Origin of the sequence: Niallia sp. FSL W8-0954, from assembly GCF_038005605.1 — a bacterium.
GTDB classification, from domain to species: Bacteria; Bacillota; Bacilli; order Bacillales; family Cytobacillaceae; genus Niallia; species Niallia circulans_A.
The window spans coordinates 3,539,636-3,556,919 of the sequence record NZ_JBBOTN010000001.1; the positions used below are offsets into that span (position 1 = coordinate 3,539,636).

The window sequence follows — 17,284 nt, forward strand, 5'->3', positions numbered from 1 at the left end:
TACTCCACCACCTGATATTATAATTTTTTTATGCGCTCTTCCAGTTCACGCTTTTTTTGTTCCAAATCTTGATCGTTTGCTTCCTTGGAAGAAGTATTTTCTTCCGTTTTTTTCGTTCCTTCGTTATCCTGATTTTGCCCAAACCATTCGGGGATTTTTTCTGTCCGGATAGCTTTTCGAGTTGACTTCGACTGTGGATTTTTTTTACCTTGAGCCCATTCCATATATTGCTTGTGCTCTTTTTTCGCTAGATCCATTGCCTCTTTTACTGTACGGATATTCTTTCTAACCCATTGGCCAGCAATCTTCTCTATATATCCCTTTGTCAATTTCATATCTGTTTTAAGCATAACATATTGAATCAGCACATTTATTACACCCGGGAGCAGCTTCTGCGAGAACATAATTTCTTCAATTATTTGCAAATCTGTTTTGGAAGGTTCTGCACCTCCTGAAACATCCTTCAACACTTGGCGCGGTGAAGCATGATCTAAATAATAGATTAATTCTTCCTCTTGTGATTTTGGAGCATCGGTTGATGAATAATCCTTTTGCGGCTGTTTCCGATCAACTAACATCGGCAGTAAATCATTATGTTGAAATTGATACCAATCACGAGCAGCTATACGCAGCTCTTCAATATCAATCTCATCCTGTTGATTAATCGCACTAATAACAATATTCTTCATTTGAATTGGATCAATTCCATAAATAAAGGCAAGATTTTGGATCGCTTCCTTCACCTTTTTCGTAAATGCCTTTTTCGATAATAAAGAATCGTGAATTCCCGCATATAACAATTCAAAGTCAAAGTCGCTCTTAGTAATTTGTATTCCCGGTTGTTCTTCTCTCCCCACATAGGTCTGATCAGTAATCTCTTCTTCCTCTAATTCATGTATTGCTCGAACAGCACCACTATGATCAGACATAAATACCTCTTGGAATGCTTTCGTTATTGGCTGGAAACTAGGATCTGCGATTTTTTCATCAGAAAAGAACTTCTTCAATCTGCTATACTGTGCTTTTCCAATTTTTCTATATAAATAAACATTTAGCATTCCATCAAGAAAATACTGAGCGGGTGATAAAGGCGGCTGTAGTTCATATATAAACGACCGATTGCCATCTTCTTTCTTTAAATATGTTTTTAAAAGACCAATTCCTTCTAACTTTAGTCTTGCTTCATATATATCATTTAAACCACAACTCATAAAATTCATTAAGCTATGATGTGTATTTGTCAGAGACCACAAGCGATTCTCTTCCACTTCTGCCCATAAGGTCATGTATAAAGCTAAACACTTTGTCCCAATTAATGGCTGATATAAGAAGGTGATTGTCTTTCGATCATAATCACTCAACAGTCCATTCACCGCTACTCGATATCTATCGACAGGAAGCAGGTCTTGCCAATGCTGAGACATACTCATCATCCTTCCTTTCTATTTCAATCCTTCCCGCCATAGAGGGAGGAAAGGCAAAAAAGAGCCAAAGAAATCTTTAGCTCCCTTAGTAATCTTTTCCATGTAACTTTTTAATAATCTTTTTTGATTAATTCTTTCAATTCATCAATAAACACATTAATATCTTTAAATTGGCGATATACAGATGCAAAACGTACATACGCTACTTCATCGATCTTCGCCAATCGATCCATTACCATCTCACCGATTGCCTCACTTTTTATTTCGGAAGCAGCATTACTGCGAAGTTCTTTCTCTACTTCTGCTGTTATTTCCTCTAATTGTTTTAAAGCTACCGGTCTCTTCTCACAAGCTCTTATTAAGCCACGCAATATTTTATCCCTGCTAAATTCTTCACGCGTCCCTTCCTTCTTCACTACAATCAAAGGAATTTCTTCTACCTTTTCAAAAGTAGTAAATCGATTCCCACAAGCCTCACATTCTCTTCTTCTTCGAATCGATTTATACTCATCAACTGGTCGTGAATCAAGAACGCGGGTGTTATTATGTTGACAGGTAGGACATCTCATTTCTATTATCAGCTCCGAATTCATTGTTCCATGTATATACTTATCTTCATATTATATAAAATTGCAAGCTTGTACAAGTAATTATCTAAATTTCTCTATCAAAAGATGAAATTCAGCGAGGGGAAACATTCCATTTTTTTAAAATTCTGTTTGCTTGTTGGATTGACTCTTCCATCGATCCATTATTATTAATTACTTCATCAGCAAGAGCAAGTTTCTCCTGTAACGGCATTTGAGCGTTTATTCTTTTGAGCGCTTGCTCATAACTTAAATCATTTCTTTTCATTAATCGCGTAATTTGAGTATCCTGATCCACATATACTAAGATTGTTCGATCAACTGTGTGATTTAGTTTATTTTCAAAGAGCAAGGGAATATCTAAGATCACTACTTTTTCGCCCGATTCCACTGCTTTTTTCTGCTTCTCATCCATCCTTCTTCTAACATCAGGATGCACAATGCTATTAAGCACACGGCGTTCCTCTTCATTTGAAAAAATAATTTCTCCCAGCTTTTGACGATTTAGCGTTCCATCTGAATGTAAAACTCCCTTGCCAAAATGAGCCGCTATCTTTAGATATGCTGGTTCTCCTTTTTCTACAGCAAGTCTTGATTCAATGTCCGCATCGATAATCGGAATATTTAGTGATTGATAATAGGAGGAGATTGTTGATTTTCCACTCGCAATTCCTCCCGTTAATCCAACTATTAACGTCATAAAAATACCTACCTTATTGATTTTTAGTATGTAACAAAATCGATAAAAAAGCCTTCTCTTTTTATTAATAGAGAAGATAGATGAATTCTAAAGGCGATTCACCAAGGAGGTTCACCGCCTAAAAGAAACAACCTATTTCATAAATAAATAATTAAAGTTTAAAGATCCCAATAATGATTAGGATAATCCCAGGAATAAAGGAGAATTTATCCATATAACTTTTCTCTGAAAGAAATCTCCCTAGATAAATCCCTAATGAAACAAAGGAAGTACTCATAAAAATCACAGCAAGTGTTAAAAATAATGGAGGAAACCCTAGCATAGAGGCACCAATTCCAGCTCCAAATGCATCCAAAGACAAGGCGAAACCTAACACAACTGCTTCTAGCCCTGTAATTGTTCCTGATTTATCAAAATCGGCTGTTAATGGCTTCTTTAAAATATTGATGACAATCCCTAAAGATTTTATTTCAAAATTAATAATATTCTTTTCTTCTGTTAGTATTTCCTTTTCCTTGCTCGGCTTAAAATATTGGTAAAGAATCCAACCACCTAATAGGATTAAAATAATCCCACCTATACTCTCTGCAAACGAAGGGGAGAATATCCTTGAGATAACATGACCAACTAACATCGCTATCAGAAGTGTTAAACCGGAACAACAGGCGATAATCAGGATAGAATTTAAGGGCATTTTCATTTTTCGAAGTCCGTACGTAAAACCAACACTAAAGCTATCGATGCTAACAGCGATTGCTAACAATAAAAGAGAAAACACCTGGACCATAAAGATAAGCTCCTTCCAAATCAATAGTAATATACTATATGGAAAGAGCCCATCCAATGTTAATTCAGGTTTATTGTTTTATTTTTTTTGGCAATTAGGACAAAAAACGGTTCCTCTTCCCCCGACTATAATTCTTTCTAAAGTATGGCCACATACTTTGCACTCTTGGCCCTTACGACCATATACATATAGTTCAAGCTGAAACATTCCAATTTGTCCTTGGGTGTTTACATAAGAGCGAATCGTGCTACCACCTTTTTCGACCGCTTCAGATAAAGTAGCGATGATTTCTTTATATAATTTTTCTATTTCTTTCACATCTAGGGAATTTGCTGTTCTCTCCGGATGAATGCCACTTCGAAATAAAGATTCATCTACATATATATTTCCTAACCCAACCACAATCTTTTGATCCAACAATGCTGTTTTGATACTGCGATTTGTTTTCGATAAACGCTCTGAAAAATTCGCTATCGTAAAGTCAGCAGCAAAAGGTTCAGGTCCTAATTGCGAAAGAGGCATGGCGTTTGATTCTTCCCCTTTTTTAAATAAATGCATGGTACCGAATTTCCGGACATCTTTATACCGTAGCTCTGAACCATCTTCAAAAAAGAAAATAACATGGGTATGCTTATCAACTGGCTCTTGTGCTTGAAATACTCCATATTTGCCTTCCATTCGCAAATGGGAGACGATGGTAAAATCATTTGTTTCAATTAATATAAATTTCCCACGTCTTTTAACATCTAAAATGGTTTGACCAACCAATGCATCCGAAAATTCTTCCACATTTTCTGGTTTTTTAATCATTTTTGCCCATGATACAACCACTTCTTTTATTACTTTATTTTGCGTCAGCTGTTTCAGCGTTTTTCGTACCGTTTCAACTTCTGGTAATTCTGGCATTTCCATCCCCTCCTTTCATGTAAAAAATTTCTATTATAAGATTCGTGAAAATTTGTTCCTTTAAACTATCGCCTAATTATTTCTATAGAAAAAAGAATAATCTTTTAGAGAACAGTCTTTATTATTTTGCATCATACCAAGTTGGACCGTAAGAATAGTCCACTTTTAAAGGCACGCTTAATTCAACTGCATGTTCCATTACATCTGGCACAATTTCTTTCAGCTTTTCTATTTCGTCTTTAGGAGCTTCAAAAATCAATTCATCGTGAACCTGCAGCAACAATTTTGCTTTCAACCCTTCTACTTCCAAGCGCTTTGCCATATCAATCATCGCTTTTTTGATGATATCAGCTGCACTTCCTTGGATTGGTGTATTCATCGCCGTTCTCTCTGCAAAACCGCGAAGATTAAAGTTTCTGCTTGTGATATCAGCTAAATATCTTCTTCTCTGAAGCAAAGTGGAGACATAGCCTTTTTGCTTTGCATCTGCCACAATTTCTTCCATATAATTTCTTACTCCTGGATAACTTTCTAAGTAACGTTCAATGAATTTCGCCGCTTCTTTTCTTGTAATATGCAGACTTTGAGAAAGTCCATAATCACTAATTCCATATACAATACCAAAGTTAACTGCTTTAGCATGTCTACGCATATTAGAGGTTACTTCGTCAGCTTCTACATGGAAAACAGACATAGCTGTTTCTGTATGAATATCATGATCTTCTCTAAATGCTTCGATTAATTTCTCATCATTAGCGATATGAGCAAGTACCCGTAACTCTATTTGACTATAATCAGCAGCAAAAATTACCCAATCCTCTTCTGTCGGCACAAACGCTTGTCTTATTTTTCTTCCTTCTTCTAAACGAATCGGGATATTTTGCAAATTAGGATCAATCGAACTTAAGCGACCTGTTTGTGTTAGTACCTGGTTAAATCTTGTATGAATTCTTCCATTATGGACCACTTTTTGTAAGCCTTCTATATAGGTTGATTGCAATTTCCCCAATTGCCTATATTCTAATATTTCTCTAATTACTTCATGTGAACTAGCAAGTTGCTCTAATACATCAGCAGATGTGGAATAGCCTGTCTTCGTTTTCTTTACAACTGGCAATCCAAGTTTTTCAAATAAAATCACACCAAGTTGTTTTGGAGAATTGATATTAAAGGTTTCACCAGCCAGCTCATAAATTCGCCCTTCAATTTCTTTCAATCTTTCGGAAAGCTCTTGCCCCATTGCTTTTAGGCGAGATACATCCACCTTAACCCCCGTTGATTCCATATCAGCAAGTACCAAGCTTAAAGGCATTTCTAAATCGTAAAATAAGGCTTCTTGATCGTTCTTTTTCAATTCATCTTCCATTGTCTCTTGGATAGCCTTCAATGCGAATGCCTTTCTCACGAGATGGTCTGCTAATATTTCTTGTTCGGGAACCTTTCTTTTTGCTCCTTTTCCATAAAATACTTCATCTGATTGTAAATTAGTAAAATCATATTTTTTAGCAACAGAGGCAACATCCTCAATCGTTGCAGAAGGATCCGCTAAATATGCTGCGATAAGAATATCAAATGTAATTCCTTTTAAATGAATTCCTTGATGACGTAACGATACTTCCGATCTTTTAGCATCATAAACAATCTTTTCTTTCTTCTCATCTTCTGCCCAATTTTTAAAAGCAGACGACTTTAAAGCATGATCAATTGGAAGAAAGTATGCGCCATTATCATTTAAAAGAGAAATCCCTAGAATAGGTGCATAATGATAATTATCTTCTAATACTTCAACATACATAATATTCCTATCAGAAAAAATATCGTCTGTGATATTTTCAACGGTTTTAAACTCGATATCTTCTAAAACAAGTTCTTCTTTTTCTGGTGCATCTCCTAATTTTTCGAGAAGAGAATTAAAGCCAAGCTCTTTGAAAATCTCCTTTAATTTCTCTATTTGCATCCCAGGAAATTCTGTATCTTCTAATGTTATGGTTAAAGGAGCTTCTCTGAAAATAGTAGCAAGTTCTTTACTCATTAATGCTTGGTCCTTAAATTCTTCTAACTTTTCCTTCAGCTTTTTACCACTTACTTTGTCAATAGATTGGACTAAATTTTCTAAGGAATCAAATTCCTTCAGCAATTTGATAGCTGTTTTTTCTCCAACACCGGGGACACCTGGAATATTATCTGAGCTATCACCCATTAGACCTTTCATATCAATAATTCGGTCAGGCGTCAGGCCATATTTTTCTTGGATATGGTCTGGCGTATAGGACTCCATGTCTGTAATTCCTTTTCTAGTGATATAGACAGTTGTCTTATCCGAACTTAATTGGGTTAAATCTTTATCACCAGAAATTACAACTACTTCAAAACCATCTTTTTCTCCTTGAAGAGAAAGTGTTCCGATAATATCATCAGCTTCATAGTTTTCTAATTCGTAATGATGGATACCATAGGATTTCAACAACTCTCTAATATACGGGAATTGCTCCGACAATTCTGGTGGCGTTTTTTGGCGCCCCCCCTTATATTCACTAAACGTTTTATGGCGAAAAGTTGTTTTCCCTGCATCAAAGGCAACAAGAGCATGTGTTGGCTTTTCTTCTTCAATAATTTTCATAAGCATCATCGTGAAACCATAAACAGCATTTGTGTGCACACCTTTATCATTGTTTAATAGAGGCAAAGCAAAAAACGCTCGATACGCAATACTATTACCGTCAATTAAGATTAATTTCTTTTTCAAGAAATCCTCCTCCATCCTTTTAATATGGTATATTTTCTCGTATATAAACGGGGATTATTACACGACTTAATATTATTTATTTTACATGACATATTCATAAATGTAAAAAAGCAGAGATTGTGATAAAAGAGGTCTTACCAGACACGTGCTTATTTCACCCTACAAGGAAATAAGCGTGCAGTACACATCTTTTAGCAACAAACTCCGCTATTTTTACAGCATCAAAAAACAATTTAGGTATATCGACACTGGCATGGATAAGAGGATCACAATTCTACCAACAATCATTTACGATTCCTTTCCTACCATACCCACTATTAAAAGGGGAAGCCAAAAGCGGGGTAGCTTTTAGCTTAAGTCCTTAACCAAATGGATAAGGGGGACTTCAAAAATAATTGTACCAACAAAGTGTAAACCCACCATAAACCAAATGTAAAAACAATGTAAAGGAAGTAGAAAAGCGGAAGGCACCGTTTAGCGCCTTGTAAACTGGAGCGATTCTCTCAAGATAAAGGATACACCATGAACGCTAGTGAATGGATGTTGACTTATCGTAGAGATAATCGTGAAGTTTAGCTGGCGCTGGTACCTGGAGCTAGACAAGTAGAAAAGCGGAGGAGACTGTTCATCGGTGTACAAACTGGAGACTATCGACTGAGATAAAGGATACACGACGAACGATAGAGAGTCGATGTTGACTTATCGTAGGGAGATCGTCGGAAGTTTGCTAACCGATAGGCTCCGCAGCTAGACAATGAAAAGCGGAGGAGACTGTTCATCGGTGTACAAACTGGAGACTATCGACTGAGATAAAGGATACACGACGAACGATAGAGAGTCGATGTTGACTTATCGTAGGGAGATCGTCGGAAGTTTGCTAACCGATAGGCTCCGCAGCTAGACAATGAAAAGCGGAGGAGACTGTTCATCGGTGTACAAACTGGAGACTATCGACTGAGATAAAGGATACACGACGAACGATAGAGAGTCGATGTTGACTTATCGTAGGGAGATCGTCGGAAGTTTGCTAACCGATAGGCTCCGCAGCTAGACAATGAAAAGCGGAGGAGACTGTTCATCGGTGTACAAACTGGAGACTATCGACTGAGATAAAGGATAATCTTCTTTCTTAAAATAAATTAAAAACCCCAAAACATTATACGAATTTTCCAGCATTTTACGTATAGTTGTTTGGGGTTATGTTTAGTTAAAACACTTAAGCTACAGCCTTTTTCCTAAAATGGAAATTCCTTATGCAAAATAACAGTGAAAGTCGTTCCTTCTCCCATCTCACTCTCTACTTGAATTGTTCCTCTATGAAGCTCTACTAAATGCTTCACGATCGCCAGTCCTAATCCAGTGCCTCCAGAATTTCTACTTCGCGCTTTATCCACTCGATAAAAGCGTTCAAATATTCTAGGAATTTCTTCTTGCTCTATTCCAATTCCAGTATCCTGAATTCTTATTTCGATTTTCTTTTTCTTCTCCACGACGTAGACAGTAATTTCTCCATCATTCGGAGTATAGATAACCGCATTCGTTATAAGATTTAAAAAAACTTGCGTTAATCGACTTCTATCACCCTCAATTTGAACAATTTCATTCGCTTGAGGAAACAGTAACTTAATATTTTTCGCTTCCGCTCTACCTTCCAACATTTTTGTCGCTTTATTGAGAATTTCCATCAGATTAAATTCCTCTTTATTAAGGGCAAAATGGTGCTGTTCCAATTTTGAAAGATCCAGAAGGTCTTGAATTAACGTCTGTAATCGGTGACTCTCTTTTAAAATGATTCGTAAAAATTCCTCTAACGTCTCCTTATCTTCCATCGCTCCATCAAGAAGTGTTTCCGAGAAGCCTTTAATAGAAGTAATAGGAGTTTTTAATTCATGAGAGACATTGGCTACAAAGTCTTTACGAATTTGCTCAAGCTTTTTCAATTCTGTTATATCATTAAAAACGAGTAAAATCCCCATCCATCTGTCATTCGTCCCAATAATAGGTACTCCATACACTTGAAAGCTTTTTTTCTCATTTTTAATCTCTAGGGTCATATCTCGGATTACTTTATGTTCAGTCATAAATATTTCTTCCGCTAAATCAGTCACTTGTCTATATGGAATGACTTTGTAGTATTGTTTATAGAGATAATCAGCAGAACGGACTAAGAACATATCCTTATAGGATTTATTGATTAAATTAATATATCCTCGGCTATCTATTAATAATAATCCGCTACCAATACTCTCAATCAATGTTCCTAGACGATCTTCTTGAATTTCTTGTGCTTTTACCATCTCTTGCATATCTTTAGCTACTTTATTTAGCGAAGAACTAAGTACTCCTGTTTCATCTACTCGATCTTCATAGGTTCTCGCATGGTAATTCCCATTCGCTAAATCGACAGCAACCTTGGTAGCTGACTCAATAGGTCTCGTATAACGATAAATTAATTTATAGCCAATTAAATAAATCACTAAAAGCGACAAGAAAAAAGAAGCAAAAATAATCCAATTAATATGCTGATAAGCCTTTTCTATTTCTTCTATTTTTGCACCAATTAATAGATATCCTAATCTCCCCTCTTCACCAGTTAACTGTTGTTGATAAAAGTGAAAGTTAGGATTTCCATTAATAGATACCGCTTTTGCTTTTTCATTTGAAAGCAGCCTTTGCATTCGATTTTCATATTCTGTATCTGTCTGCAGCTCTCCTTCGTTAAAGAGAATCTCTCCAGTTTCATCTATAACAGTAATTTGTATATCTAATGCTTCACTATATTCTTTTAATAGACTATTATTAATGTCTAACCCATCGCCATTTTTCATTATTTGCTTTGCGATTAAAGTACCTTCGCGTTTCAATCGACTGTCAAAAGAGTCCATAAACGTCTTTTTATTATATGATTCAATAAATATTGCTACGAACAAAAACACAATAAATATAGTAAATAAAACACTCGCCATTAATCGAGATTTAAAGCTCTTCATTTACTTTGGTTCCTCTAACTTATAACCCAATCCACGAATCGTTTTAATATATATTGGTTTTTTCGTATTTTCTTCAATTTTTTCACGTAAGTGGCTAATATGTACATCTACAATTCTTGTATCTCCGACGAAGTCATAATTCCAAACAGCGCTTAATAGTTGATCCCTTGTAAGAACTCTTCCCTTATTTTTAACAAGATATAATAATAACTCAAATTCTTTCGGAGTTAACTCTAATAGTTCCCCTTTGAAATATGCTTCATAATAATTAGGAAGCACTCTTAATTCACCTATTTTAATACCATCGTCCTCTTCTTCATCTACTTCATCCGAGGCTGCTGGCACTTGCATTTGAATTCGTCTTAATACAGCTTTAATTCGAGCAATGACTTCCCGGGGGCTAAAAGGTTTAGTCATATAATCATCTGCACCTAGTTCAAGCCCTAAAACTTTGTCAAATTCATCGTCTTTAGCTGTTAACATTAAAATAGGAGTTAACACTTTCTGTTGGCGTAATTCTTTACAAACATCCATCCCATCTTTTTTTGGCAGCATTAAATCTAGTAAGATGACATCCGGATTAGCAGTTAATGCTAGATTCAATCCTTCTTCTCCATCCATGGCAGTTAATACATCATAACCTGCCTGTTGTAAATTATACTTAAGTAGAGTTACGATAGATTGTTCATCATCTACAACTAAAACCTTTTTCTTCATATACAGCCTCCAAATATGTTAATTCCCCTAAAGTCCCCTTATACCTATTTACATTATAATATATTGTCCAATAAAAATGGAAAAAACATTTATATCCTGTTTACAAATAGGAAATAATTCTTATAAATTATTATAGGTGTCTCTGGTTAAGTTTATTGATTAAATGAAATAAAAAAATCGGCTAGCTCTTTTTTATCGAGCTGCCGACTTTTATACTTAATTTAATACTGTCAATACACTTCGAACGGAGTGAACAGATTTATCTAAGGCTGCCTTTTCTTCCTCAGTTAGTTCCAGTTCAATAATTTGTTCGATTCCGTTTCCGCCAAGAATTGTAGGTACACCTAGATAAAGATCGTTATAGCCATATTCTCCTTCTAAATAAGCGATAGTAGGAAGGATACGTCTTTGACTTTTAATTATAGCTTCACACATATCTACCACAGAAGCTGCTGGAGCATAATAAGCACTTCCGTTTCCAAGTAAATTTACAATTTCCGCTCCACCAATTCTTGTTCTTTCAATAATCTCATCCAAGCGATGTTTTGGAATTAGTGCTTCTAATGGAATACCACCTGCATAGGAATAACGTATAAGTGGAACCATATCATCACCATGTCCGCCTAATACAAATCCTGTAATGTCCTTAACGGAAAGATTTAACTCCATTGCCACAAAGCTGCGAAAGCGTGCTGTATCTAAAACCCCCGACTGCCCAATTACTCTATTCTTAGGAAAGCCTGATTCTTTATAAACAGTATATGTCATGGCATCAACAGGGTTCGTAAGCACGATAATGACACAATTAGGTGAATATTGCACAATTTCCTTTGTTACCGATTTCATAATAGCTTGATTTGTTTGTACAAGGTCATCTCTACTCATACCTGGCTTTCTTGCCATACCAGCAGTTATTACGACAATATCAGAATCAGCTGTATCTTTATAGTCGGAAGTTCCCGTTATATTTGCATCAAACCCTTGTACAGGACTTGCTTCAAACATATCTAATGCTTTTCCCTTTGTAGAGTTTTCATTTCGCGGAACATCTAATAATACGATATCACCAAGTTCTTTTTGAGCAAGCAAAAAAGCAGTTGTAGCCCCAGTAAAACCTCCACCAATGATGGAAATCTTCTTACGTTTAACCATATTATTTCCCCCTTATTAGACCGAGAATGAATGAAGCCCACCAATAAGCAGTTACAAAGCAGAGTCCCCTTTTACTCTATTTAGTAAATACTTTTCCCAGCTTATCCCATTCTAATCCAATACCGTAAATCTTCTATTTTGGACAAAAAGGAAGAAGAGATGAGACGATCTCTTCTTCAATTTGTTATTAATTCATGTTCTTAATTAATTCATGTTCTTAATTAATTCATCACCGAACTCGGAACATTTCACTTCTGTAGCACCATCCATTAGACGAGCAAAGTCATATGTAACAACTTTGGAAGCAATTGTTTTTTCCACGGATTGAATCACTAATTGTGCAGCTTCAGTCCAGCCTAAATGTTCAAGCAATAGAACACCTGAAAGAATAACAGAAGATGGGTTTACTTTATCTAAACCAGCATATTTAGGAGCCGTTCCGTGTGTAGCTTCAAAAATAGCATGGCCAGTTTCGTAATTTATGTTTGCTCCAGGAGCAATACCGATTCCACCCACTTGTGCTGCTAAAGCATCAGAAATATAATCTCCGTTTAGATTCATTGTCGCAACTACATCAAATTCTTTTGGACGAGTAAGAATTTGTTGTAAGAAAATATCAGCAATAGAATCTTTAATAATGATTTTACCTTCTGCTTCCGCTTGAGATTGAGCTTTATTTGCTGCATCAGAACCTTGTTCTTCTTTAATGCGATCATACTGGGCCCATGTAAATACTTTATCTCCAAATTCTTGTTCTGCTAATTCATAACCCCAGTTCTTAAATGCGCCTTCTGTATATTTCATAATGTTTCCTTTATGTACTAGAGTTACCGATTTACGACCTTCTTTAATCGCATAATTAATCGCAGCTCTTACTAAACGACTTGTTCCTTCTTCTGATATCGGCTTAATTCCAATTCCAGATGTTTCAGGGAATCTAATTTTATTAACTCCCATCTCTTGTTGTAAAAAGTTAATTAATTTTGAAGCAGCCTCTGAACCCTTCTCATATTCAATTCCTGCATAAATATCTTCAGTATTTTCACGGAAGATAACCATATCTGTATCTTGAGGTCTTTTAACAGGAGAAGGAACTCCTTCAAACCATCTCACTGGACGTAAACAAACAAAAAGATCCAATTCTTGGCGCAGGGCAACGTTTAAAGAACGAATACCACCGCCAACTGGTGTAGTTAATGGCCCTTTTATAGCAATTAAATACTCTCTAATTACATCCAATGTTTCAGAAGGTAACCATTCTCCAGTTTCATTAAATGCTTTTTCACCAGCTAGTACTTCTTTCCAAACAATTTTCTTTTCCCCATTGTATGCTTTTTCAACAGCTGCATCTAACACTCTTGATGATGCTGCCCATATATCTGGTCCAATTCCATCTCCCTCAATATAAGGAACAATCGGATTTGCTGGTACATTTAATACTCCATCTACTACTGTAATTTTTTCTCCTTGCATGTTTCTATCCCTCCGTAAAAAATAGTTTCCTTTTCCAATGTAATAACATTCATTGGAAAAAGAATGAAATAAATTTATTATAACAAGCTTTTATAAGCTAATTATATTTACTATTCTGACGAATAAAAAAAAGGAAAACGCCAATACGCAAAGTAAATTAACCCATCATTAAGTATATATTATTCTATTACTCTATGGGAAATTATATCCTTTTTTATCGCTCTTGAACTGGAATATATTCCAAGCGCTCTGGCCCAATATAATCTGCTCTAGGTCGAATCAGGCGATTATTATCATACTGCTCCAGAATGTGAGCCAGCCAGCCAGAAACTCTGCTCACCGCAAAAATCGGGGTGAATAAGTCATGGTCAATACCTAAACTATGATAAACAGAAGCTGAAAAGAAATCTACGTTTGGCACTAAATTTTTCTCTTCTTTTAACAATGTCTCAATCTTTACACTCATATCATATAATTCAGGTTCACCCGTCAATTGTGTTAATTTTCTTGCCATTTCCTTTAGATGTTTGGCACGAGGATCTCCCTTTCGATAAACTCGATGGCCAAATCCCATTATTTTTTCTTTGTTTGCCATCTTTTCTCGAATATATGGCTCGACATTATCAATGCTTCCGATTTCTTTCAGCATTTTCATTACTGCTTCGTTTGCGCCGCCATGCAAAGGTCCTTTTAACGCCCCGATAGCTGAAGTAATACCAGAATATACATCAGACAAAGTAGCTACACACACTCTTGCAGTAAATGTAGACGCATTTAATTCATGATCAGCATGAAGCACAAGTGCTTTATTAAAGGCTTCAATAGCAATCGCTTCTGGTTCTTTTCCGTTAAGCATATAAAGGAAATTAGCAGCAAATCCTAAATCTTTTCTTGGAGAAATTGGATCTAGCCCTTTTCTTAATCTTGAAAAAGCTGTTACGATAGTTGGAATTTTTGCTTGAAGTCTTACAGCTTTTAAATAGTTTGCTTCAGTATCCATAGCATCTGCTTGTTCATCATATGCTCCTAGCAAAGACACAGTTGAACGAAGTACTGCCATTGGATGCACTTTATTTAATGGCATGAGCTTCATTTGTTCAATCAAAGAGACAGGTAATTCAGCATTATCTGCCAATTCTTGTTTTAGCATTGCCAGTTCCGTATCAGTTGGCAACTTTTGATGCCATAATAAAAATACTACTTCTTCAAAACTGGAATGCTCTGCTAACACATCAATATCATAACCCACATAAGCAAGTGAATCATCTATAATGGAACTAATAGAAGATGTTGTAGCAATAATCCCCTCAAGCCCTTTTGTAACAGCCATACATATCTCTCCTTTACACCTTTTCTTTTAGTTAGTACAACCCATTCAAACTCCCAGTATTGTCCCTGTCGTAGTTACCAATATTGTGAAAATCTGTAAAACAAAACGATGGAATTCACCTTAAATAAATGTTTACTATTTTGTTAGATTAACTGAATATGTACCAAAAAATCAATTAATAATATAATCCGGATTTATTTTATAAAAAGATGGGGGAGTTTTTTCAAAAAAAATTAAAGTGAGCATCATCCATTTGAAAATGCTTACATTTTCAAATAAAAAAATAAACTATTTGGTACGTTATAGATGAGATAAAATGTAACTACACATTCATTATAAACAAAAAACTTCAAAATGTCTCATATTTTATACTTAAAAACTGTAGATATAGTAAAAAAAATTTTTTCTGATTCTCCTTTACACTATATTTCTTTCCTTTAAAAATTATACCATAAATTCCTTTATCCTGTCTTATATCTTAAACGGTAAATTAGAGCAAGAGAGCGGATTAGGTTATCCACTCTACTACTTTAATGGCTGCATACGCTATTCCAGCGCCAATTAATGGGCCTACTGCCACCCCATTGAAAACCGATACAGACAAAATGGTTCCTAGAACAAGTGCTGTTGTAATTTCTGGAGAATCGGCTAATAAACTAACTCCTCCTTTTGCGAGCAGAGCAACCATAATTCCAGAAATCAAAGCTATCCATGCATACGGTGATTTAAAGGTAGCGGTAAGATCTTTAAAACCAATATCTCCAGTGGCTATCGGAACAAGAACAGCTATCGTAATAATCGTTACGCCCCAATTAATACCTTTAGATTGAATCAATGAAAATAACTTACTATCTACCCCAATTAATTTCAATACTAATAAGAAAACAACTGCGATAATCAAGGAATTGTTCTTAGCTATAAGAGCAATTGCTAACAGCAAATATAGAAATAAATATGGCTGGCTAAATAAAAACATAACTAACTCTCCTTTTCGAAAGCCATTGACTAAAAAATTCTCTCTTCTATATTTAAATTAATAAGCAGGAATTTCGATTAAAAAAGCATAAGTATAGAAAATATAAATAAAAAAGGAATATATATAATCTATATCTAGTTCCTAATCACTAATGGTCCATTTTCTATTATACTAAAAACGGGAGGATTGACATTGAATTTAACTTATCTTAACCGAACCATTCGGTTTATCATAGTGATAGCAGCTACTATCCTATTATTTGTTAGCTTTTTTTATTTATCCAAAGTAACTTATCCTTTTATTATTGGATTTCTGATTGCTTTTTTAATGAATCCACTCGTTAATTTTCTACAATTTAAATGCAAATTACCAAGGGCTTTTGCTGTTGTTTTAAGTATTTTACTCATTTTATCCATTTTTGCTGGTTTGGTTTCTTTACTAATTGCTGAAATTGTAGCAGGAGCTGCCTATCTTGGAGAAGTCGTTCCCAAACATATAGACATCATTATTCGATACATAGAAGATTTGTTTGCAGCGCAAATTATTCCATTATATAATAAAATTTCTCAAACGTTCAATAATCTCGGTACAGGTCAACAAGATACCATTATGACAAATATAGATAAAGTGGGCGAACAAGTTGGAACGGTAATGGGAGATTTTTTACAATCTTTCTTTCTTAATATCCCTATTTTCCTGTCCTGGTTTCCAAATGCAGCAAGCGTCCTCATTTTTTCTCTCTTAGCCACTTTTTTTATCAGCAAGGACTGGGCGCGATTATCATTAAAATTTGGGAAGTTCTTTCCTTCCAAGTGGTTAAATAGCGGTAAAACAGTATTCTTTGAATTAAAAAAGGCTTTGTTTGGATTTTTAAAAGCCCAATTAACGCTTGTTTCTATTACGACAGTCATTATTTTAATTGGCTTGTTAATTCTTCGAGTGGATTATGCTATTACTATCGCACTGTTAACTGGAATTGTAGATATTATCCCCTATCTCGGTACAGGGTTAATCTTTGTTCCATGGATTATTTACGAAATTATTACAGGGCAGATTGTATTGGCGATTGGATTGTCCGTGCTATATATCATCGTTTTAGTTCAAAGACAAATCATGGAGCCAAAAATCCTTTCATCCAATATCGGACTTGATCCTTTAGCTACTTTAATTGCTTTGTTTGTTGGGTTTAAGCTTTTTGGTTTCATCGGTCTCATCATTGGTCCAGTTTCACTCGTTATCGTTACTTCCTTACATCGAGCTAAGGTTTTTCATGATATATGGAGGTTTATTAAAGGAGATAGTGAAATACCCAAATAAAAGTTACATAAAAAAAAGCTGGAACATTAGCATTCCAACCAAAATATATACCCGGACAATTATACGGAGAAGCTAATCCAAGTTTCGTATAATTGTTCGGTTTTTTATTCATTAAAAAAGAAGGTTTGTGGTAAGCAGCCGCAGACTGAATATTCTTCACTTCCATGGGACTACATCTA

Annotated in this window: 13 protein-coding genes; 1 reads left to right on the plus strand and 12 read right to left on the minus strand. The window is 35.3% G+C overall.

From position 1 onward, the window contains the following. Positions 1-17 precede the first annotated feature (17 nt). The 12 genes from NX902_RS17520 to NX902_RS17575 form a co-directional block, all read right to left on the minus strand. Positions 18-1,424 (minus strand): replication initiation and membrane attachment family protein, encoded by a 1,407-nt coding sequence (locus NX902_RS17520; protein WP_095331444.1) that lies wholly within the window; start codon positions 1,422-1,424, stop codon positions 18-20. A gap of 110 nt (positions 1,425-1,534) precedes the next feature. After that, positions 1,535-1,993, minus strand: a complete 459-nt coding sequence (gene nrdR, locus NX902_RS17525; protein WP_095331442.1) for a transcriptional regulator NrdR — start codon at positions 1,991-1,993, stop codon at positions 1,535-1,537. Positions 1,994-2,105: 112 nt separating this feature from the next. After that, entirely contained in the window at positions 2,106-2,711 is a 606-nt protein-coding gene (gene coaE / locus NX902_RS17530; RefSeq protein ID WP_341160873.1) for a dephospho-CoA kinase, read from the minus strand. Positions 2,712-2,862: 151 nt separating this feature from the next. After that, positions 2,863-3,498, minus strand: a complete 636-nt coding sequence (gene ytaF / locus NX902_RS17535; protein ID WP_123258075.1) for a sporulation membrane protein YtaF — start codon at positions 3,496-3,498, stop codon at positions 2,863-2,865. A 78-nt stretch (positions 3,499-3,576) separates the two neighbouring features. Continuing rightward, positions 3,577-4,404, minus strand: coding sequence for a DNA-formamidopyrimidine glycosylase (gene mutM, locus NX902_RS17540; RefSeq protein WP_095331436.1), 828 nt, complete (start codon positions 4,402-4,404; stop codon positions 3,577-3,579). 121 nt (positions 4,405-4,525) lie between these two features. Continuing rightward, positions 4,526-7,150, minus strand: coding sequence for a DNA polymerase I (polA, locus tag NX902_RS17545; RefSeq protein ID WP_171509844.1), 2,625 nt, complete (start codon positions 7,148-7,150; stop codon positions 4,526-4,528). A gap of 1,235 nt (positions 7,151-8,385) precedes the next feature. Beyond that, a complete protein-coding gene (gene pnpS / locus NX902_RS17550; RefSeq protein ID WP_341160874.1) occupies positions 8,386-10,140 on the minus strand; it encodes a two-component system histidine kinase PnpS in 1,755 nt (584 codons plus the stop codon). Beyond that, a complete protein-coding gene (locus tag NX902_RS17555) occupies positions 10,141-10,857 on the minus strand; it encodes a response regulator transcription factor (RefSeq protein ID WP_095331430.1) in 717 nt (238 codons plus the stop codon). Positions 10,858-11,073: 216 nt separating this feature from the next. Next, a complete protein-coding gene (gene mdh / locus NX902_RS17560) occupies positions 11,074-12,009 on the minus strand; it encodes a malate dehydrogenase (RefSeq protein WP_095331428.1) in 936 nt (311 codons plus the stop codon). A gap of 204 nt (positions 12,010-12,213) precedes the next feature. Then, complete coding sequence (gene icd / locus NX902_RS17565) at positions 12,214-13,482, minus strand: NADP-dependent isocitrate dehydrogenase (RefSeq protein ID WP_095331426.1); 1,269 nt, start codon at positions 13,480-13,482, stop codon at positions 12,214-12,216. Positions 13,483-13,696: 214 nt separating this feature from the next. Next, positions 13,697-14,812, minus strand: a complete 1,116-nt coding sequence (gene citZ, locus NX902_RS17570; RefSeq protein ID WP_095331424.1) for a citrate synthase — start codon at positions 14,810-14,812, stop codon at positions 13,697-13,699. Positions 14,813-15,320: 508 nt separating this feature from the next. Next, a complete protein-coding gene (locus NX902_RS17575) occupies positions 15,321-15,788 on the minus strand; it encodes a DUF441 domain-containing protein (RefSeq protein ID WP_095331422.1) in 468 nt (155 codons plus the stop codon). Positions 15,789-15,980: 192 nt separating this feature from the next. On the opposite strand from NX902_RS17575, the gene ytvI reads away from it, so the two are divergent. Continuing rightward, positions 15,981-17,105: a sporulation integral membrane protein YtvI gene (ytvI, locus tag NX902_RS17580; RefSeq protein ID WP_095331420.1), complete on the plus strand. Its 1,125-nt coding sequence runs from the start codon at positions 15,981-15,983 to the stop codon at positions 17,103-17,105. The last annotated feature ends 179 nt before the right edge of the window (positions 17,106-17,284 follow it).

Coding starts and splice junctions, on each gene's coding strand:
- pnpS (WP_341160874.1), bottom strand. CDS start 10,140: ATGAAGAGCTTTAAATCTCGATTAATGGCGAGTGTTTTATTTACTATA.
- nrdR (WP_095331442.1), bottom strand. CDS start 1,993: ATGAGATGTCCTACCTGTCAACATAATAACACCCGCGTTCTTGATTCA.
- NX902_RS17555 (WP_095331430.1), bottom strand. CDS start 10,857: ATGAAGAAAAAGGTTTTAGTTGTAGATGATGAACAATCTATCGTAACT.
- citZ (WP_095331424.1), bottom strand. CDS start 14,812: ATGGCTGTTACAAAAGGGCTTGAGGGGATTATTGCTACAACATCTTCT.
- NX902_RS17520 (WP_095331444.1), bottom strand. CDS start 1,424: ATGTCTCAGCATTGGCAAGACCTGCTTCCTGTCGATAGATATCGAGTA.
- icd (WP_095331426.1), bottom strand. CDS start 13,482: ATGCAAGGAGAAAAAATTACAGTAGTAGATGGAGTATTAAATGTACCA.
- mutM (WP_095331436.1), bottom strand. CDS start 4,404: ATGCCAGAATTACCAGAAGTTGAAACGGTACGAAAAACGCTGAAACAG.
- coaE (WP_341160873.1), bottom strand. CDS start 2,711: ATGACGTTAATAGTTGGATTAACGGGAGGAATTGCGAGTGGAAAATCA.
- mdh (WP_095331428.1), bottom strand. CDS start 12,009: ATGGTTAAACGTAAGAAGATTTCCATCATTGGTGGAGGTTTTACTGGG.
- NX902_RS17575 (WP_095331422.1), bottom strand. CDS start 15,788: ATGTTTTTATTTAGCCAGCCATATTTATTTCTATATTTGCTGTTAGCA.
- ytaF (WP_123258075.1), bottom strand. CDS start 3,498: ATGGTCCAGGTGTTTTCTCTTTTATTGTTAGCAATCGCTGTTAGCATC.